General features: G+C 57.1%; 28 protein-coding genes and 1 tRNA gene. 2 read left to right on the plus strand and 27 right to left on the minus strand.

Features of this window, described 5'->3' with window-relative positions:
• Positions 1-71: 71 nt before the first annotated feature.
• The 3 genes from olsA to AC2FLD_RS01020 all read right to left on the minus strand — a co-directional run bounded on the left by olsA (position 72) and on the right by AC2FLD_RS01020 (position 1,956).
• Entirely contained in the window at positions 72-908 is an 837-nt protein-coding gene (olsA, locus tag AC2FLD_RS01010) for a lyso-ornithine lipid O-acyltransferase (RefSeq protein WP_496669902.1), read from the minus strand.
• Positions 909-913: 5 nt separating this feature from the next.
• Positions 914-1,669 carry an L-ornithine N(alpha)-acyltransferase gene (gene olsB, locus AC2FLD_RS01015; RefSeq protein ID WP_496669901.1) on the minus strand — a complete coding sequence of 252 codons (756 nt, stop codon included), beginning with the start codon at positions 1,667-1,669 and terminating at the stop codon, positions 914-916.
• A 104-nt stretch (positions 1,670-1,773) separates the two neighbouring features.
• On the minus strand, positions 1,774-1,956 hold the full coding sequence (locus tag AC2FLD_RS01020) for a DUF3553 domain-containing protein (protein ID WP_050602459.1): 183 nt from the start codon (positions 1,954-1,956) through the stop codon (positions 1,774-1,776).
• 42 nt (positions 1,957-1,998) lie between these two features.
• On the opposite strand from AC2FLD_RS01020, the gene AC2FLD_RS01025 reads away from it, so the two are divergent.
• Positions 1,999-2,598: a histidine phosphotransferase family protein gene (locus AC2FLD_RS01025; RefSeq protein WP_496669899.1), complete on the plus strand. Its 600-nt coding sequence runs from the start codon at positions 1,999-2,001 to the stop codon at positions 2,596-2,598.
• Here the strand turns inward: AC2FLD_RS01025 and AC2FLD_RS01030 are convergent.
• The 9 genes from AC2FLD_RS01030 to AC2FLD_RS01070 all read right to left on the minus strand — a co-directional run bounded on the left by AC2FLD_RS01030 (position 2,595) and on the right by AC2FLD_RS01070 (position 10,039).
• A complete protein-coding gene (locus AC2FLD_RS01030; protein ID WP_496669898.1) occupies positions 2,595-3,857 on the minus strand; it encodes a glutamate-5-semialdehyde dehydrogenase in 1,263 nt (420 codons plus the stop codon). The genes AC2FLD_RS01025 and AC2FLD_RS01030 overlap by 4 nt on opposite strands.
• A 33-nt stretch (positions 3,858-3,890) precedes the next feature.
• Positions 3,891-4,997, minus strand: coding sequence for a glutamate 5-kinase (gene proB / locus AC2FLD_RS01035; protein WP_496669897.1), 1,107 nt, complete (start codon positions 4,995-4,997; stop codon positions 3,891-3,893).
• Positions 4,985-6,019, minus strand: coding sequence for a GTPase ObgE (gene obgE, locus AC2FLD_RS01040; RefSeq protein ID WP_496669896.1), 1,035 nt, complete (start codon positions 6,017-6,019; stop codon positions 4,985-4,987). The genes proB and obgE overlap by 13 nt, the downstream gene beginning before the upstream one ends.
• 37 nt (positions 6,020-6,056) lie before the next feature.
• On the minus strand, positions 6,057-6,593 hold the full coding sequence (locus AC2FLD_RS01045; RefSeq protein WP_496669895.1) for a GNAT family N-acetyltransferase: 537 nt from the start codon (positions 6,591-6,593) through the stop codon (positions 6,057-6,059).
• Entirely contained in the window at positions 6,590-7,198 is a 609-nt protein-coding gene (locus AC2FLD_RS01050) for a LysE family translocator (protein ID WP_496669894.1), read from the minus strand. The genes AC2FLD_RS01045 and AC2FLD_RS01050 overlap by 4 nt, the downstream gene beginning before the upstream one ends.
• A 95-nt stretch (positions 7,199-7,293) precedes the next feature.
• Complete coding sequence (gene rpmA / locus AC2FLD_RS01055) at positions 7,294-7,563, minus strand: 50S ribosomal protein L27 (RefSeq protein ID WP_050602452.1); 270 nt, start codon at positions 7,561-7,563, stop codon at positions 7,294-7,296.
• Positions 7,564-7,574: 11 nt separating this feature from the next.
• Positions 7,575-8,186, minus strand: coding sequence for a 50S ribosomal protein L21 (locus AC2FLD_RS01060; protein WP_050602451.1), 612 nt, complete (start codon positions 8,184-8,186; stop codon positions 7,575-7,577).
• 210 nt (positions 8,187-8,396) lie between these two features.
• Complete coding sequence (locus AC2FLD_RS01065) at positions 8,397-9,197, minus strand: DUF2059 domain-containing protein (protein ID WP_496669893.1); 801 nt, start codon at positions 9,195-9,197, stop codon at positions 8,397-8,399.
• Positions 9,197-10,039, minus strand: a complete 843-nt coding sequence (locus AC2FLD_RS01070) for a DUF2059 domain-containing protein (protein WP_496669892.1) — start codon at positions 10,037-10,039, stop codon at positions 9,197-9,199. The genes AC2FLD_RS01065 and AC2FLD_RS01070 overlap by 1 nt, the downstream gene beginning before the upstream one ends.
• Positions 10,040-10,162: 123 nt before the next feature.
• Here AC2FLD_RS01070 and AC2FLD_RS01075 point away from each other — a divergent pair.
• A tRNA-Ser gene (locus AC2FLD_RS01075) sits at positions 10,163-10,252 on the plus strand.
• 318 nt (positions 10,253-10,570) lie between these two features.
• Here AC2FLD_RS01075 and AC2FLD_RS01080 read toward each other — a convergent pair.
• The 15 genes from AC2FLD_RS01080 to AC2FLD_RS01150 all read right to left on the minus strand — a co-directional run bounded on the left by AC2FLD_RS01080 (position 10,571) and on the right by AC2FLD_RS01150 (position 25,272).
• Entirely contained in the window at positions 10,571-11,266 is a 696-nt protein-coding gene (locus AC2FLD_RS01080) for an RraA family protein (RefSeq protein ID WP_496669891.1), read from the minus strand.
• Positions 11,263-11,958, minus strand: a complete 696-nt coding sequence (locus tag AC2FLD_RS01085; protein ID WP_496669890.1) for an alpha/beta fold hydrolase — start codon at positions 11,956-11,958, stop codon at positions 11,263-11,265. Before AC2FLD_RS01085 ends, AC2FLD_RS01080 begins: the two co-directional genes overlap by 4 nt.
• The gene (locus tag AC2FLD_RS01090; protein ID WP_496669889.1) at positions 11,955-13,079 is read right to left on the minus strand and encodes a cobalamin-independent methionine synthase II family protein; all 1,125 of its coding nucleotides are present in this window, start codon (positions 13,077-13,079) and stop codon (positions 11,955-11,957) included. Before AC2FLD_RS01090 ends, AC2FLD_RS01085 begins: the two co-directional genes overlap by 4 nt.
• 10 nt (positions 13,080-13,089) lie before the next feature.
• Positions 13,090-13,692 carry a class I SAM-dependent methyltransferase gene (locus tag AC2FLD_RS01095; protein WP_496669888.1) on the minus strand — a complete coding sequence of 201 codons (603 nt, stop codon included), beginning with the start codon at positions 13,690-13,692 and terminating at the stop codon, positions 13,090-13,092.
• A complete protein-coding gene (locus tag AC2FLD_RS01100; protein ID WP_496669887.1) occupies positions 13,689-14,654 on the minus strand; it encodes a cupin domain-containing protein in 966 nt (321 codons plus the stop codon). Before AC2FLD_RS01100 ends, AC2FLD_RS01095 begins: the two co-directional genes overlap by 4 nt.
• A gap of 192 nt (positions 14,655-14,846) precedes the next feature.
• Positions 14,847-15,836, minus strand: a complete 990-nt coding sequence (locus AC2FLD_RS01105) for a nuclear transport factor 2 family protein (RefSeq protein WP_496669886.1) — start codon at positions 15,834-15,836, stop codon at positions 14,847-14,849.
• A complete protein-coding gene (locus tag AC2FLD_RS01110) occupies positions 15,833-16,876 on the minus strand; it encodes a LacI family DNA-binding transcriptional regulator (RefSeq protein ID WP_496669885.1) in 1,044 nt (347 codons plus the stop codon). Before AC2FLD_RS01110 ends, AC2FLD_RS01105 begins: the two co-directional genes overlap by 4 nt.
• On the minus strand, positions 16,876-17,640 hold the full coding sequence (locus tag AC2FLD_RS01115) for an SDR family NAD(P)-dependent oxidoreductase (protein ID WP_496669884.1): 765 nt from the start codon (positions 17,638-17,640) through the stop codon (positions 16,876-16,878). Before AC2FLD_RS01115 ends, AC2FLD_RS01110 begins: the two co-directional genes overlap by 1 nt.
• Positions 17,640-18,692, minus strand: coding sequence for an ester cyclase (locus AC2FLD_RS01120; RefSeq protein WP_496669883.1), 1,053 nt, complete (start codon positions 18,690-18,692; stop codon positions 17,640-17,642). The genes AC2FLD_RS01115 and AC2FLD_RS01120 overlap by 1 nt, the downstream gene beginning before the upstream one ends.
• On the minus strand, positions 18,689-20,020 hold the full coding sequence (gene hisD / locus AC2FLD_RS01125) for a histidinol dehydrogenase (protein ID WP_496669882.1): 1,332 nt from the start codon (positions 20,018-20,020) through the stop codon (positions 18,689-18,691). Before hisD ends, AC2FLD_RS01120 begins: the two co-directional genes overlap by 4 nt.
• An 11-nt stretch (positions 20,021-20,031) precedes the next feature.
• Entirely contained in the window at positions 20,032-20,562 is a 531-nt protein-coding gene (locus tag AC2FLD_RS01130) for an ester cyclase (protein WP_496669881.1), read from the minus strand.
• 127 nt (positions 20,563-20,689) lie between these two features.
• Positions 20,690-21,844: a carbohydrate ABC transporter permease gene (locus AC2FLD_RS01135; RefSeq protein ID WP_496669880.1), complete on the minus strand. Its 1,155-nt coding sequence runs from the start codon at positions 21,842-21,844 to the stop codon at positions 20,690-20,692.
• A 1-nt stretch (position 21,845) separates the two neighbouring features.
• Positions 21,846-22,868: a carbohydrate ABC transporter permease gene (locus tag AC2FLD_RS01140; RefSeq protein WP_050602436.1), complete on the minus strand. Its 1,023-nt coding sequence runs from the start codon at positions 22,866-22,868 to the stop codon at positions 21,846-21,848.
• Between the two features lie 67 nt (positions 22,869-22,935).
• Entirely contained in the window at positions 22,936-24,147 is a 1,212-nt protein-coding gene (locus AC2FLD_RS01145; RefSeq protein ID WP_496669879.1) for an ABC transporter substrate-binding protein, read from the minus strand.
• Between the two features lie 48 nt (positions 24,148-24,195).
• The gene (locus AC2FLD_RS01150; protein WP_050602576.1) at positions 24,196-25,272 is read right to left on the minus strand and encodes an ABC transporter ATP-binding protein; all 1,077 of its coding nucleotides are present in this window, start codon (positions 25,270-25,272) and stop codon (positions 24,196-24,198) included.
• Positions 25,273-25,368: the final 96 nt, after the last annotated feature.

A 25,368-nucleotide genomic window follows, 5' to 3' on the forward strand; every position in this document is an offset into this window, starting at 1 on the left:
AAACCCCGCCTGCGGGTTTGAATGGCGCGCGTATACGGCAGGATTGAAAGCAGCGCAAGGGCCAATTGCCCTTATTTTTCAAGCAAAGCCAAAGCATGGGCGTGCCTGACCGCCTCTTCGCAGTGAGCCGCCAGCGCCTTTCGATTATCAAAGTCGCTGACCCGCGCAGGTGCGTGGTAGATCAACTCGACATACCCTTGTCTGCGCGCCCCGAGCGTCTTCAACAGATGCGGGCCGAACTCCATATCGCCCCACCAGCCATAAAACCGTTTGGGCTGCCCTTTGGGCGCGTGAAAGACGACCGAAACCGGCTGGATATACATGAAATCGCGCAGTTCATCTGCGAAGAACGCGGCAAAGAGCGTTGTTTTAAATGGTAAAACACGAAATCCGTCCGTCGAGGTGCCTTCTGGAAAGAACAGCAGCTTGTGACCTGCTTTCAGACGGGTCTCAAACACTTTGGTCTGTTCTTTGGCCTTCGCACGATCCCGTTGGATGAACACGGTTCCGGTTGCACGCGCCAACCATCCGATTCCGGGCCATTTTGCAACCTCGGCCTTCGACACAAAATAGACCCTCTTACGCGCGTTCAGAGCGAAAATATCCAACCAGGAAGTATGGTTGGCCACCACTGCCCCCTGCTCTTTCATCAAAACGCCAGAGGTTTTGAAACCCATACCAAGAATGCGAAATGCATTCCGGCAGACAAATTGCGAGATGAACGGCGTCACGGGCCGGTGCACCCCGCACAACGGATACTCGATCAACCGGACCGCCAAAAGAACGATCAAGCCGCCAAAAACCAGAAGAGCCAGCGGCACCCCGCGCACAACGACCAAAATCCAAACGATCACTCCCAGGTCGACCGGTTCAGGCGCTTCCTCACTGTTCCAAGCCGGATCGTTCACGATTGTCAGGCTCCGCCATAGATGCGACGCTGCCGGTCGTTCATACGAGCGGTGTCTAGGATCAGGCACACATCGGTGGTGTTGAACTTATGATCTATAAAGGCACCCTCACCCACGAAACCGCCAAGTCTCAGGTAGGCTTTTATCAAAGCTGGCACCTGAACCATGGCGGCACGCCGATCCAGCGAATCTTTTGCGACCAATTCCATGGACTGAAAAACGTCAGGTTGCGCCCTTACCCGCAACTCAGGCGGTGCAAGATGGTTGTGATGCAACATAGATAAAGGTTGCGCCAATGCGGTGACATCCGTGCCGTGGAAACTTGCCACCCCGAACAGCACCTCAATCTCGCGCTCGGCGACATAGGCCGCCAGACCGTTCCACAGATGATACAGGGCGGTGCCGCCGCGATAGTCGGGATGCACACAAGACCGACCCAGTTCCAGCAACTTGCGGCCACTGTTCTTCAGCACCGTCAGATCATATTCATCTTCCGAATAGAATTGACCCAAATCCGCCGCACGTTCGCCCGGCAACATCCTGTAAACACCGATGATTTCGCCCGTGCTGTCATCATAGGCCAACATGTGATCGAAATACGGGTCAAACCGGTCTTTCTCCAACTCCGCCTCGTGATCGACCAAGTCGCCGCCGCCACCCAGCTCGCGCACGAAGACGTCATAGCGCAGGCGTTGCGCAGCTTGTATCTCGGCCTCGGTCTCAGCCAGCTTGATAGTGAAGGATGGGCCTGTATCCGGCATTAGGGGTGTGTCCGTTTTTCTTTTCGCCGCTGATACCGCAGTTGGTCAGTCGAAGGCAACAACTGCTGGTTTGATCACAGTTGTTAACCTTTCCTAAACCAGTTTCACGGATCAAAGACCGGCATCAGGGCGATGCGCGTTCCGTCGATTACCACTTTCCCCTGCTCGCGAAAGTTCACGGTGATCTTGCCTGCGATGTTGGATTGAACCTGTCCAACGCCCCATTCGGGAAAATCCGGGTGGCGGACAAACATGCCCGGTGCAAGAATAGCATTCATGTCTGTCATAGGGGCTCCTGGTTCCGGTGGCAGATACAGCAGGAGGTACGCATGGGCGCTACAGACGTCAACCTGGCCGAGTTGATCGGCTCTCGGATCTGCCACGATCTGATCAGCCCGATTGGGGCCATCACCAACGGGCTTGAGCTGTTGGACATGGTTGGCGCGGTGCAAGGCCCCGAGATGGAACTGATCTCGGGCAGTGTGGGCAGTGCGGGCGCGCGCATTCGCTTTTTTCGCGTGGCCTTCGGCTTGGCCAGCGACCAACCGCTTGGGCGGGCCGAAATCACCGAACTGTTTAATGATGTCGAACGCGCGGGTCGTGTGCGGGTCAACTGGCACCTGACTAAGCCTGTCTCGCGCAATCAGGTCAAACTGGCCTTTCTGGCATTGATGTGTTGCGAAAGCGCCATGCCGCCGCTGGGTGGCACGGTCGACATCACAAGCCAGGGTGAGGCATGGACCGTCACAGGTTCAGCAGACAAGCTGAACGTAGACAGCGACTTATGGAAACACGTAACCACGGGGCGTTTTCCGAACAAACTGACCCCAGCGCAGGTACAGTTTGCCTTGTTGCCGGAAACAGCCAAAGCGGTAGGACGGCGCATCGCGGTGGAAACCGCCGCAACGCGCGTTTCGCTCAGGTTTTAAGCCCGGGTCGTTCCATCCCCACGGACGAGATACTTGAAACTGGTCAGTTGCGCCGCGCCCACTGGTCCGCGCGCGTGCATCTTGCCCGTAGCTATCCCGATTTCTGCCCCCATTCCGAATTCACCGCCGTCTGCGAACTGTGTCGAGGCGTTGTGCATCAGGATGGCACTGTCGAGACGTTCAAAGAAGCGTGCCGCCGCCGAGACGTCTTCGGTCATGATGCAATCGGTGTGGTTGGACCCAAATTGCCGGATATGTGCAATCGCCGCGTCAATATCTGCTACGGGTTTGGCTGCAATCACACTATCAAGGAATTCCTTCCCCCAATCGTCTGACGTCGCGGCCTGTGTGCCCTCAACCGCCAGCGCACCTTCGGCATGCACCTCGACACCGGCAGCCAGCAACGCCGAGATGACCTCGCGGCCCAGAGTTTCAACGACATCCTGATGTACCAACAGGCATTCAGCCGCTCCGCAGATACCGGTTCGGCGGGTCTTGGCATTCAGAACGACATCCAGCGTTTTTTGCGGATCGGCGGCTTTATCGATGTAGATGTGAACAATGCCTTCCAGGTGAGCGAAGACCGGCACACGGGCCTCGCGCTGCACCAGACCCACCAACCCCTTGCCACCGCGCGGGACGATGACATCGACATAATCAGTCAGGGTCAGCAACTCCTGCACCGCCGCGCGATCTCGCGTGGGCACCAGTTGAATGGCGTCCTCGGGCAGGTTGGCGGCCGTCAACCCTTCGACCAGACATTCATGGATCGCGGTCGACGAATGAAAGCTCTCGGACCCGCCACGCAAGATGACTGCATTGCCGGATTTCAGGCACAGAGCACCTGCATCGGCGGTCACATTGGGTCGGCTTTCATAGATCACGCCAATGACGCCCAAAGGCGTACGTACACGCTGAATTTTCAATCCAGTGGGGCGTTCCCATTCGGCCAGAACCTCACCTACCGGATCGGCTTGATCCGCCACGGTGCGCAACCCATCGACCATGCCCTGAACACGGCCCTCATCCAGCATCAGACGATCCATCATCGCAGGGCTCAGGCCCTTTTCACGGCCAAACGCCAGATCCTTCTGGTTTGCTTCGATGATTTTTGCCCGATTGGCCCAAACCGCATCAGCTGCCGCAATCAAGGCGGCATGCTTGCGTTCGGCGCTTGCAAAAGCCAGATCACGCGAGGCCTCTTTGGCGCGTTTCCCAAGATCGGCCATCAGAGCGGGAATGCTGTCGAAATCTTTCATGTCGCGTGCCTTTCAGGTCGTCTTTCTCAGTGCTTACAGGGCCAGATCATCCCGGTGGATCAAGGCCGCGCGGCCCGGGTAGCCTAGCGTCGCCTCAATCTCGGAAGACTTGCGCCCCTTGATCGCGTCAGCCTCTTGCGCGGTATAGCGGCTGATCCCTTGTGCCAATCGGCGGGCATTGGGATCGAGAACGGCAACCGGATCACCGCGCCCGAAATCGCCAGTCACCTCGACAATACCTGCAGGCAGGAGGCTTTTGCCATTGGCCAGAGCATTCGCGGCCCCGTCATCCACTGTGATCTCTCCGCGTGGTTTCATCGCAGAAATCCAACGTTTGCGGGCGGCGTGAGGGTCCAGAGTCGCCGTGAACCACGTTGAATTTGCGCCGTTTTCCAGCGATTTCAGTGGGTTCAGAGTCGATCCTTCAGTAATTGCCATTGCGCACCCACCCGCGGTGGCCATCTTGGCGGCCAGAAGTTTTGTCTTCATCCCACCCTTGGACAGGCCCGAGCCTGCATCACCTGCCATCGCCTCAATTTCGGGCGTGATCCGATCAATAGTCTCGAACCGCGTGGCCGAGGCGTCCCCGTTCGGATTGCCCGAATAGAACCCGTCTACATCGGACAGCAGGATCAGTTGGTCGGCCCCAACCGTTACCGCAATCTGCGCGGCCAGGCGGTCATTGTCGCCATATCGGATTTCGTCCGTAGCGACGGTGTCATTCTCGTTCACGATCGGAACAACACCAAGGCCCAGCAACGTTTCCAGAGTAGCTCGTGAATTCAAATAGCGACGGCGGTTCTCGCTGTCTTCCAGCGTCACCAGCACCTGTGCCGTTGTGATCTGATGAGGTGTCAGAGCCTCTTCATACGCCCGTGCCAGACGGATCTGACCCACCGCGGCGGCAGCTTGTGATTTTTCCAAAGGCAGCGCAGCCATCGGTAAGCCCAGCACACCGCGTCCCAACGCAATTGACCCGGAAGAGACCAGAATAACATCTGTCCCTTGCCCCTTGAGCCAGGCCACATCCTGAGCCAATGAAGTCAACCAGTCCGACCGAAGCAATCCGGTGTTGCGATCCACCAGCAAAGCGGACCCGATCTTCACCACCAGACGCCGCGCTGAGGTCAGGGCTGCCAAGACTGCGCCTCCTCAGCAGGTATCTGGCGCACACGATTGTCGTCAATCTGTGACCGCAACGCGCGCAGAACCTCGGTCACACCCAGATGCGCAACGCCCGACATGGTCATGACGGGGCCGCCAACAGCCTCTTTCAGTTCGGCTTTGGCTAATTCACGCTCTTCATCGTCCAGAGCATCGATCTTGTTCAGAACGGTAATTCGGGGTTTCTCAGCCAGTTCGCCACCATAGGCTTCAAGCTCGTTAATAATCGTACGGTAATCTTCGGCAACCGATTCCGAGGTGCCATCAACAAGATGCAACAGCACCGCGCAGCGTTCAACATGGCCAAGGAACCGGTCTCCGATGCCGCGGCCTTCATGCGCGCCTTCGATCAGACCGGGGATGTCGGCCACCACAAATTCCACGTTGTCGACACCCACAACGCCCAGATTGGGGTGCAGCGTGGTAAAGGGATAATCCGCAATCTTCGGGCGCGCATTCGACGTCGCCGCAAGAAAGGTGGATTTGCCTGCATTGGGCATACCCAACAATCCAACATCCGCAATCAGCTTGAGCCGCAGCCAGATGGTTCGGTCGATACCCGCCTGCCCCGGATTGGCGCGGCGTGGCGCCTGATTGGTGGCAGACTTAAAGTGCAGGTTACCAAACCCGCCGTTACCACCTTTGGCCAGCAGAACCCGTTGACCAACTTCGGTCAGGTCGCAGATGACGGTTTCTTCGTCTTCATCCAGAATTTCAGTGCCCACAGGGACACGCAGAACGATATCGTCACCGTCCTTACCTGTACGCTGCTGACCTCGGCCTGGTTGGCCGTTCTTGGCAAAGAAATGCTGCTGATAGCGAAAGTCGATCAGGGTGTTCAGCCCGTCCACAACTTCGACCCAGACGGAACCGCCTTTGCCGCCGTCCCCACCATCTGGGCCACCGTATTCAATGTACTTTTCGCGCCGAAAGCTGACGCACCCGCCACCGCCGGCCCCGGACCGGATGTAGACCTTTGCAAGATCGAGAAATTTCATGTTTGTCCCCTACTGCAAAGGCCCCATCGGCCACAAGTCAGAGTTTTTTACTGTATGTCCAGGTGGGCACATTCGCATCGCGCGCCACCGAATAGCTTTCTGCATCGCCAAGATACTGGAACCCGCAATGTGTCAGAACACGAGCTGATGCCGGATTGTCCTGAAATACGCTGGCAAACATGGTGGCGTTCTCCAGCGGGTTGGCGTTTACCAGAGCTTCGACAGCCATCGAGGCAATGCCCGTATTCCAATAAATCGGAGCAACCCAATAGCCGACTTCGGACTGATTCCTATCCAGCCGCTTCAGCGTGATCAGACCAATCAGTTCCGGCCCGCCATCTTTGATGGCATCCATAACCCAGACATCCTCGTCCCGTTCTTCAGCCATTGAACGGGTCACAAAGGCCTCGGTCGAGCCGGGCGCCAGCGGATGCGCGATACTGGTCGTCATGCGCGCCACACGCTCGTCACCGGCGTAGTGCTCGATTAGTCCCATATCCGACCGACGCAAAGGGCGCAGATCGAACCGCTCGGTTTCTATGACCGGCTGATTTATTATTGCTTCAAGCTTCATTGGTGTGTTCCTCCTCCGAACAACACGAAAAGTACGGACGCAACCGTAAGGCCGGCCAACGTCCACATCAGATATTTTTCAACTGGCTGTCCTTCAACCGCGTGGGCAATTCTATCGCCAGCAAAAGTCCAGATTGGATGAAGAACCGCCTGACAAAACAACAAACAGAGAGCGATCGTAATCGTCGCTTCAAAAGTAGGTGTCCCCGCAGCCACAAACCCGGTGAACCCGGCGATGATCATGGCCCAAGCCTTGGGATTGAGCGGATGAACAATCAATCCGGCCAGAAACCCAGGGGCTTTCCCGTCAGCCTGTTGCCGCGACAAGCGCGTATTGGCAATTTTCCAAGCCAGCCACATTATATAGGCCGCCGACACGTATTTGAGCGCCGTAAACACCGCAGGTGCCTGCTCAGCGAGATGCAACAAACCAAAACCAACCGGCCAAATGATCAGCTGCTTGCCCAGAATAACACCGCCAACAAAAGGCAATGCTGCCCGAAACCCATAACGCGCACCTGTTCCTAGCAGGACCATATTGGCCGGTCCCGGCGTGCCGACCTGAGAGGCGGCAAAGATCAGGAAACTGGTGGTTGCGACTGTCATCGGTTTGTTTGATCACGACTGCGTTAAAACGAAAAAGGGACCGGCACTTTGTGCCGGTCCCCCATGAATTTTTCTTAAACCTTCTGGGTTTCGGCTTACTCTGCGGCCTCCGCCACTGGCAGGACCGAAATGAAGGTGCGGTTTTTGAGCCCCTTGTGGAACTTCACAGCGCCATCGACGGTTGCAAAGATGGTGTGATCTTTGCCAATGCCTACGCCTTCGCCCGGCCAGAACTTGGTGCCGCGCTGACGCACGATGATGTTGCCTGCGATGGCAGCCTGGCCACCATACAGTTTCACGCCAAGGCGGCGACCAGCTGAGTCGCGACCGTTACGGGAGGAACCGCCAGCTTTTTTATGTGCCATTCTCTCTCTCCTTAGCCTTTAGCCAGCTCTTTGGCCTGCTCAACCCATTCGGGTTTCACTTTGACCGTTTCGATAGCAGCAATCTGCTCGTCCGACAAGGCGGCCAAAGCGGCAAAGCTCTCGATACCGGCCTCGTTCAGCTTTTTGGCAGCGGCAGGGCCGACGCCGGTCAGCGCGGTCAGATCGTCCGCAGCAGCAGCGGCGGGTGCTTCTGCCTTGGCTTCTGCTTTCTTGGCAGGCTTTGCTGCCGGAGCAGCTTCGCCAGCAGGCGCGGAACCAGTAGCAGCTTTCAGGCCCGACTTGTCTGCGCCAGATGCCAGAATGTCGGTGATCTTGACCAGAGTCAGTTTCTGACGGTGGCCAACGGTACGCTTCGAGCTGTGCTTACGACGGCGTTTGACGAACTTGATGACCTTGTCACCTTTGATCTGTTCGATCACTTCGGCCTGTACGCCTGCGCCTTCAACGAAAGGTGCACCAACAACCGGAGCATCGCCGCCCAGCATCAGAACATCGTTGAATTGAACTTTTTCACCTGCGTCGGCAGCCAATTTTTCAACGCGGAGGATATCACCCGCCTGAACCTTGTACTGCTTGCCGCCAGTCTTGAGGACCGCAAACATGCGTCTTTCCTTTTCATTCCCGCGTTCTGTGGTCCCCTTCCGGGTGTTTCTGGCTTTCGCCACCTCGAACAGCGCGCCCTTTTTCGGGCTGTGTGACAGACCCTTTCGACATGTCTTAAGGGTCAAATAATAACGATACCCGGCGCGGATTACCGGCCGGGATGCGCGCTTATCCATAGATTGAAGGGAAAAGTCAACACCAAAGCAGCGTTACAAGTCCGACGCCCTGAGCGCACGTGCAACCGCTTGCCCCAACTGATAGGAAATATCGTTGAACATGCGATCAAACCCCTCAAATAACGCGTCGTTCAGGGCTTGTCCGGTATCCGTTCTGGAAAAGGCAATATTCTCTCGCATCTGTGTCTCGTCCAACGGGCGATAGGCCAGCAGCAGAAAGGCATAAAGCCAGGCTTCGGTGTCCTCTGCCCTGCTTTCCTTTTGGGACAAAAGCTCGGCCAACAAATCCTGCGTGTCGGCTCTGGACTCAACATCAAGACCGCGAAAGAAGTTGTAATCCGACGTCAACGACCCCTGAACATTCTTCTCAACCAGATCATTTGCTTCGATGTATTCCTCGACCAAAGCAAACCGTATGGTCGTACGCTCGGTCGCTTCAAATGCATCACGGGCCATATCTTCGATCGCGGGGTCCGACATGGCTTGACGGGCCGAGTTTTCCAGCGTCACGACGGTCTGACCAAGATCGCTTTCAAAAAACACGATGGCTTGATCAAGCTGCGCGTCCGACATACCCACCTCAAGCGCATCGGTCAGGTGGTCCTGCATCCAAAGCGGTTCGTAGATGTCGTTGACCTGAGCCTCGAAATACGCGCCACCCGAATTGTTCAGCAGCGTTTCATCCAGATTTTGTCGGTGCAGCTGCCCTTCCAGAACCAGAACTTCCATGACGTCGGACAAATGCATGGCCTGTGCCAGCCGGTCGATCCTTTCATTGGCCAACACGGGCGACCCCAACAGGGCAAAGACCAAGACCGGCGCAAAACTCCGCATCAAATATCCTGAGCGGGATGCATATCAGCCATCCGCGAGGCAAGAATCTCGAACCGTCTGGCCATGATCTCAAATTGTATGACGTTCAAAAGTTCATAGACTTCCTGCATCAATGGCTGCTCAAGCGCTTCGACATAGGCATCCACGTCTTCATCAGAAAAGTCCTGATAGGTGTAAGCCGCCCCTGCAAGGCTGGACAGTTGCAGCGACTGGCGCAACGCAGGCTCATTTCGCTTCAAAAACGCGCGCAACCCGTCTGCATCCAATTGCAGTTCGATCACCCCCGACGCGCTTGCCGCCAGAAGGAAGCGCAGCTGTATCTCCTGCCAAGCCCGCACCGCTGTTTCGGTAGAATCGATTGCCGAATTCATCCGCTTGAAACTTTCGACCCGCTGCGACCCGTCTTTGATAAGGTCTGAAATGATCTGCTGACCTTCCAATTGCTTGGCCTCGCCGTCCTCAATCATATGTGAAGCATTTTCCACTTCCACCAGACGCTGTCCCAGATCGGACGCATAGAATTCAACCGCATGTGTCAGGGCCTCGCCACTCAGTGTTTCCTCAAGGATGGAAACGGCGGTCTCATGCATGGTCTCAATGTCAAACACCTCATCCGTCAGGCGCGCCCAGTCCGAGCCGAACCCGTCCGGATCAATGCCCAGCATCTGAGGTGCAGAACGAGAGCTGAGCGCGATGCTTTCCAGCGCCACGTCAAATCCGGTTGTGGTCAGAAAAGCCTCGATCCGGTCGCGATTGGCCGCTGACAAAGGAGCAGCAGTAAGCAGAAACGCCAGGACCGGCGCCAAAAGAAGAAACGCAAAGCGATATGCATGCTGTGTCATATCATTTAGAGTAGGTGTTTTCCGCGCGCAGGCAACGGAAAAACCCGGCTTTGACGAATTCTGGAATTTTCTGCTTGCACCCCTGCCCGTTCCTCACTAAATCCCCCCCTCACAGACCCCCGCGGAGAGGTGCCGGAGTGGTCGAACGGGGCGGTCTCGAAAACCGTTGTGGGTGCAAGCCCACCCAGGGTTCGAATCCCTGTCTCTCCGCCACTAACCCGAGACCAGCATAGTCCCTGAATTCGGTTTCGTAGCCTTACCCACGACCGAGTGCGCTTGTCATTGAACAACAGACGAGTCTGCTTTCAGATAGATCAAAGTAGTTTTCATATTCTTTTCCCTAAAATATCTACCGAGCCCTGAATCCTCCTTCCCAATGGCTATTTCCGGACCCGAACCGGGCATTCGAAGTTGAGTTTTCTTCTGCAGCGCGGCTTGTTCTGACGTACTATTTTCAGAGTTTATCATTGCGGCACCAAAAGAAGGCAGTCGTACCTTAGGTGCGCCGTTTCTTATTCACTCAAACAGCATTCAGACTCTGGCTTTTTCAAAGGCTGTCCAAGAGGTTTCGAATGCTTCGAAATCAAACTCCGGATGACGGGCTGCATCCAAGACAATACGTTCTGTCGACAACAGCTTTTGCATTGCAGCTTCTAACTGATCGACGACGTCCTCGGGCACGACCAACGCACCATGACGGTCGGCATGAACCAACGCGCCCGGATTGACGGCCAGGCCAAAAACTGAAACCGGTGTATCAATCTCGCGGATGTGGACGAAGCCGTGGCTCGGCCCGACGGAGCCGGCAACAACCGGGAACCCCTCGGGCAAGTCCCCGAGATCGCGCATGACACCATTGGTTACAACACCGGAAATTCCGAACCCCTTGTGGACAGATGTATTGATCTCACCCCAATAGGCGCCGATGCAATCGGGAAAATCCAAGTCCTCAATCACAGCGACACTGGGACTGGTCGATTCGGCCATGTATTTGTAATAGGCCATGCGCCGGGTTTTGATGACGTCAGACGGTTCAGTCGGCGGATTGACTGCCGCGATCTTGGCCGTGCGTGCATAGCCGACGATCGCGGGCTCATCAGGCGCGGAACACAGCATGGTGCCGCGCGTAAAATCGTCGAACCCGCGCTTGCCTTGCGCCACTTCGATGGCATTGCAGACGGTGGGGGTGTCGACCTTGCGCAGCAGGGACAAAAGAGATGGCGTCATGTGTCCTCCAACCAGCGGATCAATGCCGCTGTGGTTAATTGTGGTTGTTCCAATGTCGGGAGATGCCCCGCACCTTCAATGATCTCCAGAGTGCTGTGTGGTAGCAGTTCGTGCATCATCTGGTGGCGCTCAACCGGGCACAACTTGTCTTCGCGTCCACACAGGACCAGAACGTTCCCGGCAAAAGCCTTCAGAGTTGCGCTTTGGTCCGGGCGGTCCATCAGCGCCTGTGACTGGCGCAAGAAAACGTCAGGACCCAAGTCGGAGGCCATCGCCATGCAAAGATCCAGTATAGCGCCCCGATTAGGCCCGTCGGCCAGATAATTGGGTTTCATCTCGTCTTGCATAACCAACCTCAGCTTGCCGTCGCGAACAGCCGCCATTTGGGGCGTACGACGGGCCTTTACCTCTGGAATTTCAGCGAGTGGGTTTGTGTCGAGCAAAGCCAGTCGCGAGACGCGTGCAGGAGACTGACGCAATACTTCCATTGCCACGATCCCTCCCATCGACAAGCCGGTCAGCGCGAAATCGGGTGGCGCATTTTTCAGGATATCATGCGCCATGGCCTGCACGCTGTCGTACCGGGACAAGGGGAATGTCATCACGGGCCTGCTGCCCGACAGAGCATTGATCTGCGGACCAAAGAGGCGGGCATCGCACATCATACCCGGCAAGAAGATTAAGGGTGTCATGCCGAGGCCAGCTTGGCCCCCTCAGATAACGCGGCCAACTTGGCGTAGGCGATCTGAGGGTCAACCGCGCCGAAGCCCGCAAAGGTTCCAAAGCCGCAATCGCTGCCTGCTATCACCCGGTCGGCGCCGACAATTCCCGTAAATCGTTCGATCCGTTGGGCCACAAGTTCGGGATGCTCGACAAAATTGGTGGTGGTGTCGACGACACCGGGGACCAGAACCTTGTCATTGGGTATCTCAGATTTGCGGTCACGGAACACGGTCCACTCGTGGGCGTGACGCGGGTTCGAGGTCTCAAACAGGACATAGCGCGATTTGGTCGCCATCAGGGTGCTGAATACCTTGTCCATCGCAATATCGCAGCAATGCGGACCCTCGTAGTTGCCCCAGCAGATATGCACCCGCACGCGATCCTGCGGGACGTTCTGAAGTGCGTGGTTCAGCGCCTCAACATGCATGTCGGCGATTTTGACGAACGCGTCGTCTGAAAGGTCTGTGAACAGCATATGACGCGACAGGGCCAGATCGGGGCAATCCAGTTGCAGATCCAGACCTGCGGCCACGATGGTTTCGTATTCCTCTTTCATGGCATCGGCCAGCGCCGCCAGATAGGCCTCACGTGTTGGGTAAAATTCGTTTTGCAAAAACAACGAAATCACGCCTGGTGACGCGGCGTTCATAAAGCCGCGCTCTGCCCCGTGCTGCTCCATCGCTGCTTGGAGGTTGGCAATGTCTTTCTGCAACTCACCCTGCCCTTTTGATCGCACCTCGCCGGTGCACATCGGTCGTGCGTATTGTGGCGTGCCACCATCATCGGCCAGTCGCTGCAGAAAACTTGGGAACATCTTCAAGTCTGCAGGCGCATTTCGGGGGCACTCACCGGAAAAACCGGTGTATCGATCCTTGACATAGGTCGCGTAGGAAATCTTCGAGGTCTCGCCATCGCTGACAACGTTGACACCAGAATCAACCTGTTTGCGCACTGTCTCAGAGACCGCATCGGTCATGCAGACATCAAACGCCGCCGCGTCATAGGTTTCACCATTTTCACGGGCGAATATGAAATCCACCACGTCTTGCGTTCGGGGCAGAGACCCAACATGTGTGGTTTTGATAGTCATCAGAGCCTCCTTAAATTTTGCGCGCCATCAGGATTGTGTGGCTTTGGGTATCTGGGTCTTCGGCAAGATACCCGGTCATATGTAGTCCGTTTTCCTCAAGACACGTCGCGTAGCCGGCCGGGGACAGCGAGGCGTGATAGACAAGCTCTGATCCCACCGTGCCGCTGACTTCTCCGGCCCGAGGTCCGACGGTCAGCATGAGCATTCCACCGGGCCGCAAATGACGCGACATGCGCGCGATACAGTCTTTTTGTTCACCTGCGGTCAGATGAAAAAAGCTATTCCAAGCGATAATGCCATCGAATTGCTGGTCCAGCTCGAATTCCCGCATATCAGCATGCCGCCAATCCCCATCAGGCCAGCGGTCACGGGCAATGGCCAGCATCGCATCGGCAAAATCGACACCTGTTACTGCGAACCCCTCAGCCATGAACCAGCATGCGATCGGGTCGCCTGTGCCGCAGCCCAGATCCAGCACATGTTCCCCTGGCTTGAGGCTGGCCGTGAAGCGCGCCAGCCAGCGCGCTTCGAACAGGGCCTTGGATCGACGCTTGTCATACTCCGTCGCTTGCCGCTCATAGACGGCATGGGTGTCGTTAGGGTCAGCGTTCATCCTTTCCAGGTCGCTCCTGCCGGGTCATCGGTTGCGGTAATCCGATACAGGCCCGCCTGCCCGGTCATCGAAGGTTGCACGCTATAGGATTCACCGGAAAGAACCAAAGCCGTGTCGCCGTTGGACAAAGTGGTTTCTTGATCGTCGATCGAAATACGCCAGTGTCCGCTGGCTGGCATAAGAACCACAGGTTTTTCTGCCACAACCGGTTCGGTCACAGAAGATCCTCGCCCAAGGAAATCAACCTCGAACCCGGGTTTATCCATGATCATTCCGTTTTCCCCGATCACCTGTGCGGGTTTGTTGGCCGACAGGGCCATCAGGTCCCAATACCGCGCGACGTATTTACCGACGACCTCTTCAACCGGAACCTCGGGGTAGACTTTCAACTGCTCTTCGGTCAGCAAAGGCATTGGTCGGACGTTGTGAGGCAGTTCCTGCCCCTTTTTGGAATCGTAGAGCACGCCATTGTCGCCCAGCATCAGCCCATGTGCCTGCGCATCTTCAATAACTTGAGGTGCCCATGTCACTCCGCCGCCCGCGTCGTCACCGCCCAAGATCGACATGATCATCCCATAATCCTGACCGACGTTTTCAAAACCCCGGAAGATACCGGTCGGGATGTTGAAGATATCGCCCTCTTCGGCGATGAATTCACCGGCGGTACCATAGCGGCCCCAGAAAAAACGCCAACGACCTTTGGCGACAAAGAAGACCTCGGCCGTCGTGTGGCTGTGCAGAGAGTTCCGGCATTTTGGCGGCTGACCGGCAGCACCGATGTTGAAGCCGATCTTGTCAGTGATATGCACATGCTGATCCGGAGATTCCGAGACCCCCCCGCCGACGATTGTGAAGTTCTCTTTCTGATCGCTGCCCGGCGTGTGGGCGTCGATAAAAGCGGTTTTGCACGGCCGGAGTTCACCATAGTGAACAATGCGGGAAGAGATGGTTGATTTCGACATTTTGCAAGTTCCGATACTACGTTTTCAGGAGTTGTGGGTTGCGTGCTTGTACGGCACGCTCTCTCACTCTCCCGGCGGACGCAGGTTCAATCGCCGTGAACGCAGGCTTTGACGGTGCATATGGTAACGCCGAAGGACCCCGGTCTCATTCAGACCATCCACAAGAATGCGATATGCGACCGGGCGCGCCATTCAGACCTCACCGCTCTGCAACAGGATCTGCTTCCAGACCGAGGTTTCATCGAACAGAGTATACTCGCGGCGCAACTGCGGCTGGCCGCCAATCAGGGCGCCAAACTCGGCGTGGCTGATGCCGAGGACATAAACCTGTGCACCTGTCGGCGCACCAAACACGCCCCAGCCGTCATGTTTGCCCCAAAGGCTCCAGCGGATCGCGGCGCGGGGTGGCATATCCGGGTCGTCGCGCCCGATCTGATGCTCGATCTTGAAATCAGCATTCGGGAAGCTCGCCCGCAGACCCATCCAGAAACGGTCGACCGCATCCCAGCCATGACCAGTCATGCCGCCCACATATTCTGACTGAACGGCCCGGTCATACTCGGCTTCGATCGCACCCATATCGGCATTCATGATCCGGGTCAGAATGTCGGCATAGCGCTGCCCCCACTCGTTATCGTTTCCACAGCCCCTGTACGGCCCAGGCTGATCGATTTCGGGGGTCAGAGGCTTGACGCAGTTCTCCTTACCTCCTTCGCGGGCAATCAGATCGGCGGCGTATTCCTTCGGGGCCCATCCCATCTGGCGGACGATGGCGCCTTGATCGCGGATGAGCCATTCGTCGTTGATCTGATTGTTAATAGCGTGACAATCCGCCAGAATCCGGTAACGCAGTTTGGTTCCGGTTGGCTTGCCGTAAACACCCTCGGCCAGATGCGTGGCCGTTGAAAGGATACGGTGAGAACTCAGCATCCCTTCTTCGGGGGTGCCGGACCAGATCACATCTTCGCCCAGCAACTGCCGATCAGGAAACTCGGCCAGCGTCGCCATGGTCGCGCCGATCACGTTCTGATTGCCCAGAACCACCGAACCGGGCGAGCGTACGACGATATCTTCGCTGTAATAGTCGTGCAGGGTCGCAATACCCCGGTCTTCCCAAATCTCTCTGGTGATACCGATGATATATTCGGGGAAGTCCCGAAACTTGGGATCAAAGCCCTTCATGTTTTCATCCTTTGCGGCGTCCAGCCTTTTGGCAGCCGTGCCGATGTGCGCACGATCAGAGGCCCATCAATCGCGACCTTGCGTGCCGTGGCGGCTGCCGGGTTTTCAATATGGTCCAGCAATGCGTCAACGGTCTCGGCAACCATCAGGTTGGCCCGCTGACGAATGGTGGTGAGGTTATAGGCAAGCCAAGCTGCCTGCGGGACGTCATCGTATCCGACGACAGAAACGTCTTCGGGTACTTGCATTCCCAACTCGAACCGGATGACGTCCATCACGGCAAGCGCCATGTGGTCATTGGCAACGAAAACCGCGTCGGGCCGCTTCTGCGGCTCGACTTCGAACATTCGACGTGCGGCCAAGCGCGCATTCTCGGTGTGAAACTCTCCGATCTCATGAGCGTACAGGTCCTGGCCTGCATCGCTGAGCGCCGCGCGGAAACCTGCTTCGCGGTCTCGCTGAGTAGAGGCACCCTGCCATCCGGCTATGTAAGCGATACGGCTGTGACCAGCTGCGATAAAGAACTCGGCCACCTTGCGACCGCCCGCATAGTTATCGGAGGTGACCGACGTGATCCCATCGATGTCCTGACTACGGTTGAACAGCACCACCGGCACACCGGCCTGTTGGCACCGGGTTGCTATATCGGACGACATCGCGACCGAAGCCAGAATGACGCCATCAACCTGATAATCGAGGATTTCCTCCATCACGTCGTCGATGTTTCCGGCTGTTCTGGAGGCCATGAAGATAAGGACATGATAGCCCTGCTCCTGCAACTCGTTCGACAATTTCTCGAGCGCTTCGGGATAGAAATAGTTATCCAGATAGGCGACCACCAAACCGATGATGCGGCTTTTGCCTGACACCATCGCACGCGCCAGTACATTGGGGCGATAACCCAGTTCGGCAGCGGCCTTGCGCACCTTCTCTTCGGTCTTCTTGCTGACCGAAGCCCCGGGCGTGAAGACTCGGCTAACCGCAGATTGGCTAACCCCTGCAAGCTGAGCGACCTGGAGTGATGTTACTTTCTCAGCCATCAGTCTGCCGTCCAACCTCCGTCAATCAACATCGAGGTGCCTGTAACCAGCGCTGAGGCGTCGGAGGCGAGGTAGCGTACCGCACCCATGATATCTTCGACCTCGCCCACGCGACCCAGTTTGATCTTTTCCATGATCCATGCGGCGCGTTCCGGGTTGTCAAAGGTAGATTGAGTCAGAGGCGTTCGAATGAAAGTCGGGCAGACCGTGTTGATCCGAATTCCCTGTTTGCCCCACTCGATGGCCATCGATTTGACCATCCCCTCAAGCCCGTGCTTAGTCGCACAGTAGAGCGCCCGTTCGACCCCTCCAACATGCCCCATTTGGCTGGAGATGTGGATGATCGAACCCGGCCTGCCAGCCTCGATCAAAGAACGAGCGGCATAGGCCGATAGGAAGTAGGCCGAACGCAGATTGACGCCGGTGACAACATCGAAATCCTCTGGCGTTGTCTCAATAGCAGCACTGTGCCGTGCAACCCCGGCGGAATTCACCACGACATCAAAGCTGCGCGGTTCGAAAACCTGCTTTAGTGCATCCAGCTCGCCCTGATCCAGAACCAGCGCCTCGACCGACCATCCCTTTGCCCGCAGAGCAGCGACAGTTGCATTCAATCGATCTTCGCCTCTGGCCGCACAGACGACATGCGCGCCCGCCTCGGCCAGCGCAACGGCACAGCCCTGCCCAATGCCTGAAGAGGCACCAGTCACCAGGGCGGTCTTTCCTGTCAGGGAGAACGAAGGGGTGCGCGGCAGTTCGGTCATCAGCTCATTCCATCCGGTATTTCAATGCGACCCATGTTTCGGGCCTTATTGAATTCCCCCAGACGGGCAAAGACGTCAACGCCAAGCTGCCGGTAGGCATCCAGCAAATCGACCAAGACCCAGTTTTCGCGGATGCGCCCGTTTTCCAACCGCCAGAAATCGAGGCTGCGCATGGTGATCTTCTTGCCAGAAGGGGCGATCCCCAGCCAACCGTCGTGAGTCACAGTCTGGATCATGTTGGGCCAGCCAGTCACGGCTGCGTATTCGCCATCACCGAAGAAGTGATAGGTGATGTCATCCACGTATTGCCCCCGGTCCGGCATCCCGTTCAGGAATGGAATCTGATGCCAGTTGCGAAAGCCCGAATACCCGCGCCCGGTACCGATGCCCGAAGGACCGTACCAGTTCATCCGCGGATGCCAGAACCGGTCCATCTCCATCACTTCTGGGCCGCCGTGCGAAGGGTGTTTCTTGAGATGTTCCAGCATGTCGATGATGTGCTGGCAGGTCGCCCTGCCCTTGGCCGCGTCATAGGGACCGGGTACAAAACCGTCTTGCGTGGCCGGTCCGGGAACATGCCATTCGCGCCCCAGGCTGGGTGCCATCGGCCATGCACCTGCCTGCATCATCACCTCGGGGATGTCCCAAAGCGCCTGCATTTCAACAACCTTACCGTCCTCGAACCGATAGAATTCGTGGAATCGCATGGTGACCTGATGGCCAGTTGGAGGAATATCCAGCCACGGGCCAGTGAACGTACCTGTGTAGTAACCGCCGCAGCCGACCCAGTCCGCGCCATCTTCGTCCGGCCCGGCCATGACGATGTAATCGCGGCGCTCCAGATCGGGCCAGGCGGTTAACAGGTTCTTGAAGGTACAGTCATAGAAAGCATCGCTGCCGATGCTGTCGCCGAAGGGATGGCACAGGTGGAACACGACGTCCTGCGCCGTCACCCCGGCCAGCGCTTCGCGGACACCGGCCTCGGAAAAGTCGTACATCGCGGCCGTGAGCGGAGCAATCAGGGCTTTGTGTTGGGTATGCCTGTCACTCATTCAGCAGCATCCCGATATGGAGCGGGCTCTCCATAGGGTACGTTAATTCCGCCATAACGCCGTACGCGAACATTGCACTGCTCCGCATGGCCCACGAAACCTTCCAGCATGCAGAGGCGCGAGCCGTATTCGCCAATCAACGTCGCCGCCTCATCGGTCAGAACCTTCTGATAGCTGTGCGTTTTCAGGTACTTCCCTACCCACAACCCACCGGTATAGCGACCTGCCTTTTTCGTTGGCAGTGTGTGGTTCGTACCAATCACTTTGTCCCCGTTCGAAACATTGGTACGCGGCCCAAGAAACAGCGCGCCGTAGCAAGTCATATTCTCAAGGAACCAATCGTCGCGATCCGTCATCACCTGAACATGTTCCGAGGCAAGATCGTCAGCGACTTGCAGCATCTCATCATACGTATCGCAGACGATCACTTCGCCATATTCTTCCCAGGACACTTTAGCAGTGTCGGCGGTTGGCAGGATATCCAACAGACGGTCCACCTCGATCAGTGTCTCTTCGGCGAGTTTGCGAGAGTTGGTCAGCAACACACAGGGGCTGTTATAGCCATGCTCGGCCTGCCCCAAAAGATCTGTTGCGCACAGCTCAGCATCTGCTGCGGTCTCATCCGCGATGACCATCGTCTCAGTGGGGCCTGCGAACAAGTCGATGCCGACACGCCCAAATAGTTGGCGCTTGGCTTCGGCCACAAATGCGTTGCCCGGGCCAACCAGCATGTGAACCGGGTCGATGGTCTCGGTTCCCAGCGCCATCGCTCCGATGGCCTGAATGCCACCCATGACATAAATCTCATGCGCGCCACCCAGATGCATCGCCGCAATCACCGCCGGGTTGGGCTTGTCTTTGAACGGAGGCGTACAGGCGATGATGCGCGGCACACCCGCAACCGAAGCCGTCGCCACCGACATATGCGCCGAAGCCACCATTGGAAACTTGCCGCCGGGCACGTAGCAGCCCACAGACTGAACGGGGATGTTTTTGTGGCCAAGAATGACACCGGGCAGGGTCTCGACTTCGATGTCCAGCATTGAATCCCGCTGAGCCTGCGCAAAGTTGCGCACCTGCTCCTGCGCGAACTTGATATCGGCCAATTCACGGTCGGACAATTGCTCGATCAAGTCATCAATTTCTTGTTGGCTTAGGCGGAACGAGGCGGGCGAGTAGTTGTCGAACTTCTCACTCAACTCACGCACCGCAGCATCACCGCGGGTTTCGATGTCTTTCAGCGTCGCCTCAACCACGGCGCGGGTCCTGGCATCGTCTTCAGCCCGGTCCGCATCGGATTTGCCGCGTTTTAGATACTCGATTGCCATGTTTCCAATCCTCAGTTTTCGGGCCGGGGCGGAAGTTTTTCACCCCGGTCAAATGCTTCCCAGCCTTCGCCGTTGAACAGGTCCACGCCCAGCTGAGCCGCAACGTGGGCAAAGTCGACATTCACCCAGTTGTCGACAATCTTGCCGTCGACTACTTTCCAGAAGTCCATGTACCTAATCTCGACACGCTTGCCGGTGGGGGCGATGCCCAGAAACTCACCGGAATGCGTGGCTTCCTGACGGCCAAAGGCGGCTGCCCATTCCCCCATGTAAAGACGCGCCTCATCTATGCAGGTCTTGTCCGAAAACGCCGCTTGGAATGGACGCTGCCAGTTATCCTGAAACTCTTTCAGACCGGTTTTGGTTCCGCAGCCTTGATTACCCATCCAACGGAAGCCCTGGGTGAAAAATTCCCCAATACCGTTGATGCGGTGGTCATTTAGACCATCCACCATGGTTTCGATCACGCGGCGCGTGTCTTCGGTTTTGCTCATGTCCGTGCCGCGAGTTAGAACCGCTTGTTCGGGGCGAGAACCTTTCATGCCTATATCCTTTCAGGTTGCCAGTGGGAGAGTTTGGGGGTCGCAGCCCCAATACTCAGAAAGTCCCTCGGCAACCTGTTCAGCGCCGGGTGGCGCGACATGGCGTTATGTCTGGCATGATTGCTCATTAGCCCTTGACCGCTCCGGCTGTCAGACCACTCACGATCTGACGCTGGAAGATCAGAACAAGGAAAATCAACGGCGCGGTGATCGAAACGGCGGCGGCCACGGCAACAACTTGGTCTGTTGTGGTCGTCTCGCGGTTGAACATGCCGACGATGGCGGGAACCATTGTCTGATTTTGTGCATCCAACAGCAACGAAGTCACAAGGATGTCGTTGTAAGCCAAAAGGAAACTAAACAGCCCGGTGGTGATCACCCCCGGCCACATCACAGGCATGATCACCCGGCGGAAGGCCTGGAAATGGTTACAGCCGTCCACACGTGCGGCCTCGTCCAGCTCGGCCGGAATGTTCTGGAAGAAGGAGCGCAGCATCCAGATTGTGAACGGCTGGTTGATCGCCACCAAAACCGCGATCACGGCGAAAGGCTTACCATAGAGCGTCGGTGCGTTTTCACCCAGGATCGGGGCCAACCATTCGGATGAGCTGATGAAGACCGGCAGGTAGCTGGCAACCAGTGCCGACGGCGGCAAGGCACGGAAGATCAAAGCGACGATCAAAAGCCAGAAAGCCAAATTCGACCCCGACCGCGCCAGCCCATAACCCGCCAGAGTCCCGACCGACAGTGACAGGATGACGACGCCCGAGGTCACGATCAACGAGTTCTTGAAGTTGTTCGAGAAGCCTCGGTCGATCCAGACTGTTTTGTAGTGTTCAGTTGTCAGACCCAGTATGTCGCGCCCCAACGGGCCTAAGAGTGGGTTCAAAACGTTCAGAATGGCGGGCAGGATCACGAAGAATACGACCAGAAAGCCCACTGTGGCGGCCAGAATTCCGATCACCCAGCCAAACCATTCCTGACCTTCCCTGGAATAAGCTGTGATCATTGCCGGCATCTTCTTGAATACCAGAGCAATAGTGCCCCAAATCACCGCTATGCCGAGGATGATATCCAGCAGTGACAGCCCGTTTCCGTTGGACAGAGTTGTTGGCCCGAAGATCACGTTGAGGGCGTTGCTGTCAAAGGCGTCGACCGGGGATTTGAAGCTCATCACCGTTATCCAGAAGATCGGGAAGATGGCAACAAGGCACCAAAAGGCCAGAAAGATGTTCGAGGTCAGCCGCAGGCTGAGCGGTTGGCGAAGCGCGCTCGAGGACATGTCAGTGACCTCCTTTGTGATCGCGCCATGTCCGGCGCAGCGGGAAGATTAGCAGTATGGCAATGCCGATCATGGTCAGCATGGCGCTGGCCGAGGCCCGGCTGATCGAGCGGTTGCCTGCCTGATCGGGCACCAGGAAGTCATAGGTCAGCCATTGCAGCGATATGACATACCCTTGGCTGGCGAACCCGACGATCTCTTCGAACACTCGGTAGCTGTCCATCAAGTGGATCATCGACACAAAGATGATCAGCGGCATCAGGTGTGGGATGACAATGTACTTCATCCGCTGCCAACGGGTCGCACCGTCGATCACCGCGCTTTCCAGGCTGTCCTGATTGACCGTTTGCAAACCGGCATAAAACACGATGGCGGCAAAGGGCGCGACGTGCCAGACGCGGTAGAGCATCATCAGGACTTCAATGGTCCAGGCCTGCGCAAACAGGGCTATATCGCGGTTCAGCCACCATTCCAGCAACGCAGTCAGGATACCGTCACCACGGAACAGCCAGTTGACCGACAGCACCCCGATCACAGGTGTTATGATAAAGGGTAGCAATGAGATGAAGATCACTGGCCCTCGGATCGCATGTGCGGCGTTGTTGATCATAACCGCAATCCCCAGTCCGCAGACGATGACTAAAGGCAAGGTGATCAGCGTGAAGGTCAGGGTAAACCGAAGCGCTTTCCAGAAGTTGATGGTGGACAGAACGTTCCAGTTACCATCACTGATCGCACGCCAGGCCCGTTCCGGCTCCAGTACGTTGCGATAGCTTTCCCACCCCACATACTGGGTTTGGGTGATGACCTTGCCTTCCTCATCCAGTCTTGGCTGTGAGACCGTTTCGGTCACACAGGTCTGTGTCAGAAACCCCGGGGTGCAGGTTTCCTTTTCGACCGTCTCATAGATCGGCTGGGTGACGTAAAAGCTTTGCTTGAACACGCTGATCAGCGGAAACGCGATGAAGAGAAGCATCATAAAGACAGAGGGGCCGACAAAAGCGGCAAATGTCCGGAAATTCATGGCTCTGCCTTTCTCATGGTTCTCGGGGGGGAAGGGTTGGGAGGGCCGTAGCCCTCCCGTGGGAGGATCAGTTGCTGATCAGACCGGCTTCTTTCGCGGCGGTGATGTAGTCCGCCTCGATATCGGCCAGCGTGGTCGGTGCATCCTTGGCACCGGTCAGGTAGTCGGCCAGACCGTTGCCCAGTGAGGTGTGCATGATGCCCATCGGACCAGAGGCCGGGTACGCCTTGGCGCCGCCTTCTGCAGATGCTGCAGCACCGGCCGCCAAGTCGCCCGCGGAATAGGCCGGGCTTAACCAGACGGCGACATCGTTGTTTGCGCTGACCATGTCCGTATCCATGCCTTCAAGTGCTACACGGAAGGCGGCATCTGCTTCTTCGTCGCTCATGTTCGACGCCAGAACGATACCGTCCCACCAGATCGTTGTCGCTGGCACTGCGGATCCCATCGGCGCCGCAGCCATCGTCACCTTGCCAACGACCTGGCTTTCGGCCTCATCGTTCATCGCGGCTGCACGGCTGGCCCACAGGTTCGCCATCGCGATCTTGCCCTGCTGGAACTGCTGCTGCACATAGGTCGAGTCAGAGACCAGGTATTCCGGGTCCATGTAATCGGTCATGGCCTTCAGAGTCTCAAGCGCCGCTACGCCCTGCTCGTTGTTGATCGCAGGCATGTTGCCGTCACCAAAGAACGCTCCGCCCTCGCCCAAGTACATGTTGACGAATTCCTGGCCGAGGTTCCAACCGGTTTTGAACGTACCGCCAATGGGATAGTCCATGACGCCGGCTTCCTTGATCTTGGCAGCCGCAGCCAGAACGTCGTCATATGACTTCGGCTCTTCGATGCCCAGTTCGGCCAGAACATCATCGCGATACATCAGATGCTGCGCATTCACCATCATCGCGATAGCCATGGTCTTGCCATCGACTTTGATCAACTGGTTGGGCAGCAGATCCTGGCCGTATTTCTCGACCAGATCATCCAGCGGGCGGACCGTGCCTGCGTTCAGCAATGGAACCAGAGTGGCGTTCGAAACACCGCCGATCTGATAGAGCGCGGGATCAGCCGCAAAAGCCTCGGGCTGTTTCTCGCGGAACTCCTGGTCCAGCGAGGCACTGAAATTGCCGCACTCGGCCATCGCATCTGTAACCGCTTTCCAGGCTTCGAACCCTGCCGAAAGCGATTTGAGCGGAACATCATTTTCAAAGGCACAATCAGCCCATGCACCGGTGGCGGCGATGGACATGGCACCTGCCATGAGGATCGTCTTGAGTTTCATGCGTTTCTCCCTGTCAGGATCGGTCCGTCGTCGACGTCCGGACCGGTGTTAAGCCCGTTTGGGCTGTTCGTGGGGTTGTTTCTCCCCGATCCGCGCACCGCTTTCAGCTTCAAAGAGGTGACAGATTTCTGTTGGCACCGAGAACGAGACAGGCTCGCCAATTTCGGCGCGGAAGGCTTTGTCTGCTTTGACCGAGACCAGTGCACCACCGACCCGGACCGAGATCATGGTCGCGTCGCCCAGCAGTTCCAGCGTGTAGATCGGTGCGGTTACTTGGCCCTGCCCTTCGGCAAGGCTGGCGTCTTCGGCCCTGAAGCCCAGCGTCATCGGGCCGTCCGGCGCATCGACCGGAATTTCGACATGGTCGGCACGGAACACGCCGGCCGAAACCTCACCATCCATCAGGTTCATCGCGGGCGAGCCAATGAAGCTGGCCACGAAAGTATTCGCCGGACTGTCATAGATTTCGGTCGGGCTGCCGACCTGCTGCACCACACCCTGCTTCATTACCACGACACGGTCGGCCAGCGTCATGGCTTCGATCTGGTCATGGGTCACATAGATGGTCGTTACCGCCAGTTCGTGGCTGAGGTTCTTTATCTGCGCCCGCGTCGAAACCCGAAGCTTGGCATCCAGATTCGAGAGCGGCTCATCCATCAGGAACACGTTCGGCTCGCGCACAATGGCGCGGGCCAGTGCCACACGCTGTCGCTGACCGCCCGACAATTCGGCAGGCTTCCGGTGCAGGAAATCGTCCAACTCGACCATTGCGCTGGCACGGCGCACCTTGTCGTCGTGCGTCGAGGGGTCGATTCCACGAACCTTCAGCGGAAAGCGGATGTTTTCATAGACGTTCATGTTGGGATAAAGCGCATAGCTCTGGAACACCATCGCGACGTCGCGGTCTTTGGGCTCAAGGTCGTTGACCACCTTGCCGTCGACCAGGATTTCGCCCTCGGTTACGTCCTCGAGACCGGCGATCATGCGCATCGTGGTGGTCTTGCCGCAGCCCGAGGGGCCGAGCAGCACCAGAAACTCGCGATCCGCGATCGTCAGGTCGAAATTGTGAACCCCGATGAATGATCCCCATCGCTTACCGACGTTCCGCAATTGAATTTCCGCCATGGTGCCCCCTGCAAGGAATCGGTTTGCATACGCTTGCAAAACAGTAATTCGCATATACCAAATCAGGCAAGACTTTTTTGCATACGTATGCAAAAG

Source organism: Ruegeria sp. CDSA021 (genome assembly GCF_059612325.1).

Bases quoted from the DNA above. Each gene is read 5' to 3' on its own strand.
- AC2FLD_RS01065 (WP_496669893.1), bottom strand. From the start codon at position 9,197: ATGCGGAGTTTTGCGCCGGTCTTGGTCTTTGCCCTGTTGGGGTCGCCC.
- AC2FLD_RS01070 (WP_496669892.1), bottom strand. From the start codon at position 10,039: ATGACACAGCATGCATATCGCTTTGCGTTTCTTCTTTTGGCGCCGGTC.
- AC2FLD_RS01145 (WP_496669879.1), bottom strand. From the start codon at position 24,147: ATGAAACTCAAGACGATCCTCATGGCAGGTGCCATGTCCATCGCCGCC.
- AC2FLD_RS01100 (WP_496669887.1), bottom strand. From the start codon at position 14,654: ATGTCGAAATCAACCATCTCTTCCCGCATTGTTCACTATGGTGAACTC.
- AC2FLD_RS01130 (WP_496669881.1), bottom strand. From the start codon at position 20,562: ATGAAAGGTTCTCGCCCCGAACAAGCGGTTCTAACTCGCGGCACGGAC.
- AC2FLD_RS01090 (WP_496669889.1), bottom strand. From the start codon at position 13,079: ATGACTATCAAAACCACACATGTTGGGTCTCTGCCCCGAACGCAAGAC.
- AC2FLD_RS01085 (WP_496669890.1), bottom strand. From the start codon at position 11,958: ATGACACCCTTAATCTTCTTGCCGGGTATGATGTGCGATGCCCGCCTC.
- AC2FLD_RS01080 (WP_496669891.1), bottom strand. From the start codon at position 11,266: ATGACGCCATCTCTTTTGTCCCTGCTGCGCAAGGTCGACACCCCCACC.
- AC2FLD_RS01050 (WP_496669894.1), bottom strand. From the start codon at position 7,198: ATGACAGTCGCAACCACCAGTTTCCTGATCTTTGCCGCCTCTCAGGTC.
- hisD (WP_496669882.1), bottom strand. From the start codon at position 20,020: ATGGCAATCGAGTATCTAAAACGCGGCAAATCCGATGCGGACCGGGCT.
- AC2FLD_RS01115 (WP_496669884.1), bottom strand. From the start codon at position 17,640: ATGACCGAACTGCCGCGCACCCCTTCGTTCTCCCTGACAGGAAAGACC.
- AC2FLD_RS01045 (WP_496669895.1), bottom strand. From the start codon at position 6,593: ATGAAGCTTGAAGCAATAATAAATCAGCCGGTCATAGAAACCGAGCGG.
- AC2FLD_RS01120 (WP_496669883.1), bottom strand. From the start codon at position 18,692: ATGAGTGACAGGCATACCCAACACAAAGCCCTGATTGCTCCGCTCACG.
- rpmA (WP_050602452.1), bottom strand. From the start codon at position 7,563: ATGGCACATAAAAAAGCTGGCGGTTCCTCCCGTAACGGTCGCGACTCA.
- AC2FLD_RS01140 (WP_050602436.1), bottom strand. From the start codon at position 22,868: ATGAATTTCCGGACATTTGCCGCTTTTGTCGGCCCCTCTGTCTTTATG.
- AC2FLD_RS01135 (WP_496669880.1), bottom strand. From the start codon at position 21,844: ATGTCCTCGAGCGCGCTTCGCCAACCGCTCAGCCTGCGGCTGACCTCG.
- AC2FLD_RS01030 (WP_496669898.1), bottom strand. From the start codon at position 3,857: ATGAAAGATTTCGACAGCATTCCCGCTCTGATGGCCGATCTTGGGAAA.
- AC2FLD_RS01110 (WP_496669885.1), bottom strand. From the start codon at position 16,876: ATGGCTGAGAAAGTAACATCACTCCAGGTCGCTCAGCTTGCAGGGGTT.
- obgE (WP_496669896.1), bottom strand. From the start codon at position 6,019: ATGAAATTTCTCGATCTTGCAAAGGTCTACATCCGGTCCGGGGCCGGC.
- olsB (WP_496669901.1), bottom strand. From the start codon at position 1,669: ATGCCGGATACAGGCCCATCCTTCACTATCAAGCTGGCTGAGACCGAG.
- AC2FLD_RS01060 (WP_050602451.1), bottom strand. From the start codon at position 8,186: ATGTTTGCGGTCCTCAAGACTGGCGGCAAGCAGTACAAGGTTCAGGCG.
- AC2FLD_RS01105 (WP_496669886.1), bottom strand. From the start codon at position 15,836: ATGAAGGGCTTTGATCCCAAGTTTCGGGACTTCCCCGAATATATCATC.
- AC2FLD_RS01095 (WP_496669888.1), bottom strand. From the start codon at position 13,692: ATGAACGCTGACCCTAACGACACCCATGCCGTCTATGAGCGGCAAGCG.
- AC2FLD_RS01150 (WP_050602576.1), bottom strand. From the start codon at position 25,272: ATGGCGGAAATTCAATTGCGGAACGTCGGTAAGCGATGGGGATCATTC.
- AC2FLD_RS01025 (WP_496669899.1), top strand. From the start codon at position 1,999: ATGGGCGCTACAGACGTCAACCTGGCCGAGTTGATCGGCTCTCGGATC.
- AC2FLD_RS01020 (WP_050602459.1), bottom strand. From the start codon at position 1,956: ATGACAGACATGAATGCTATTCTTGCACCGGGCATGTTTGTCCGCCAC.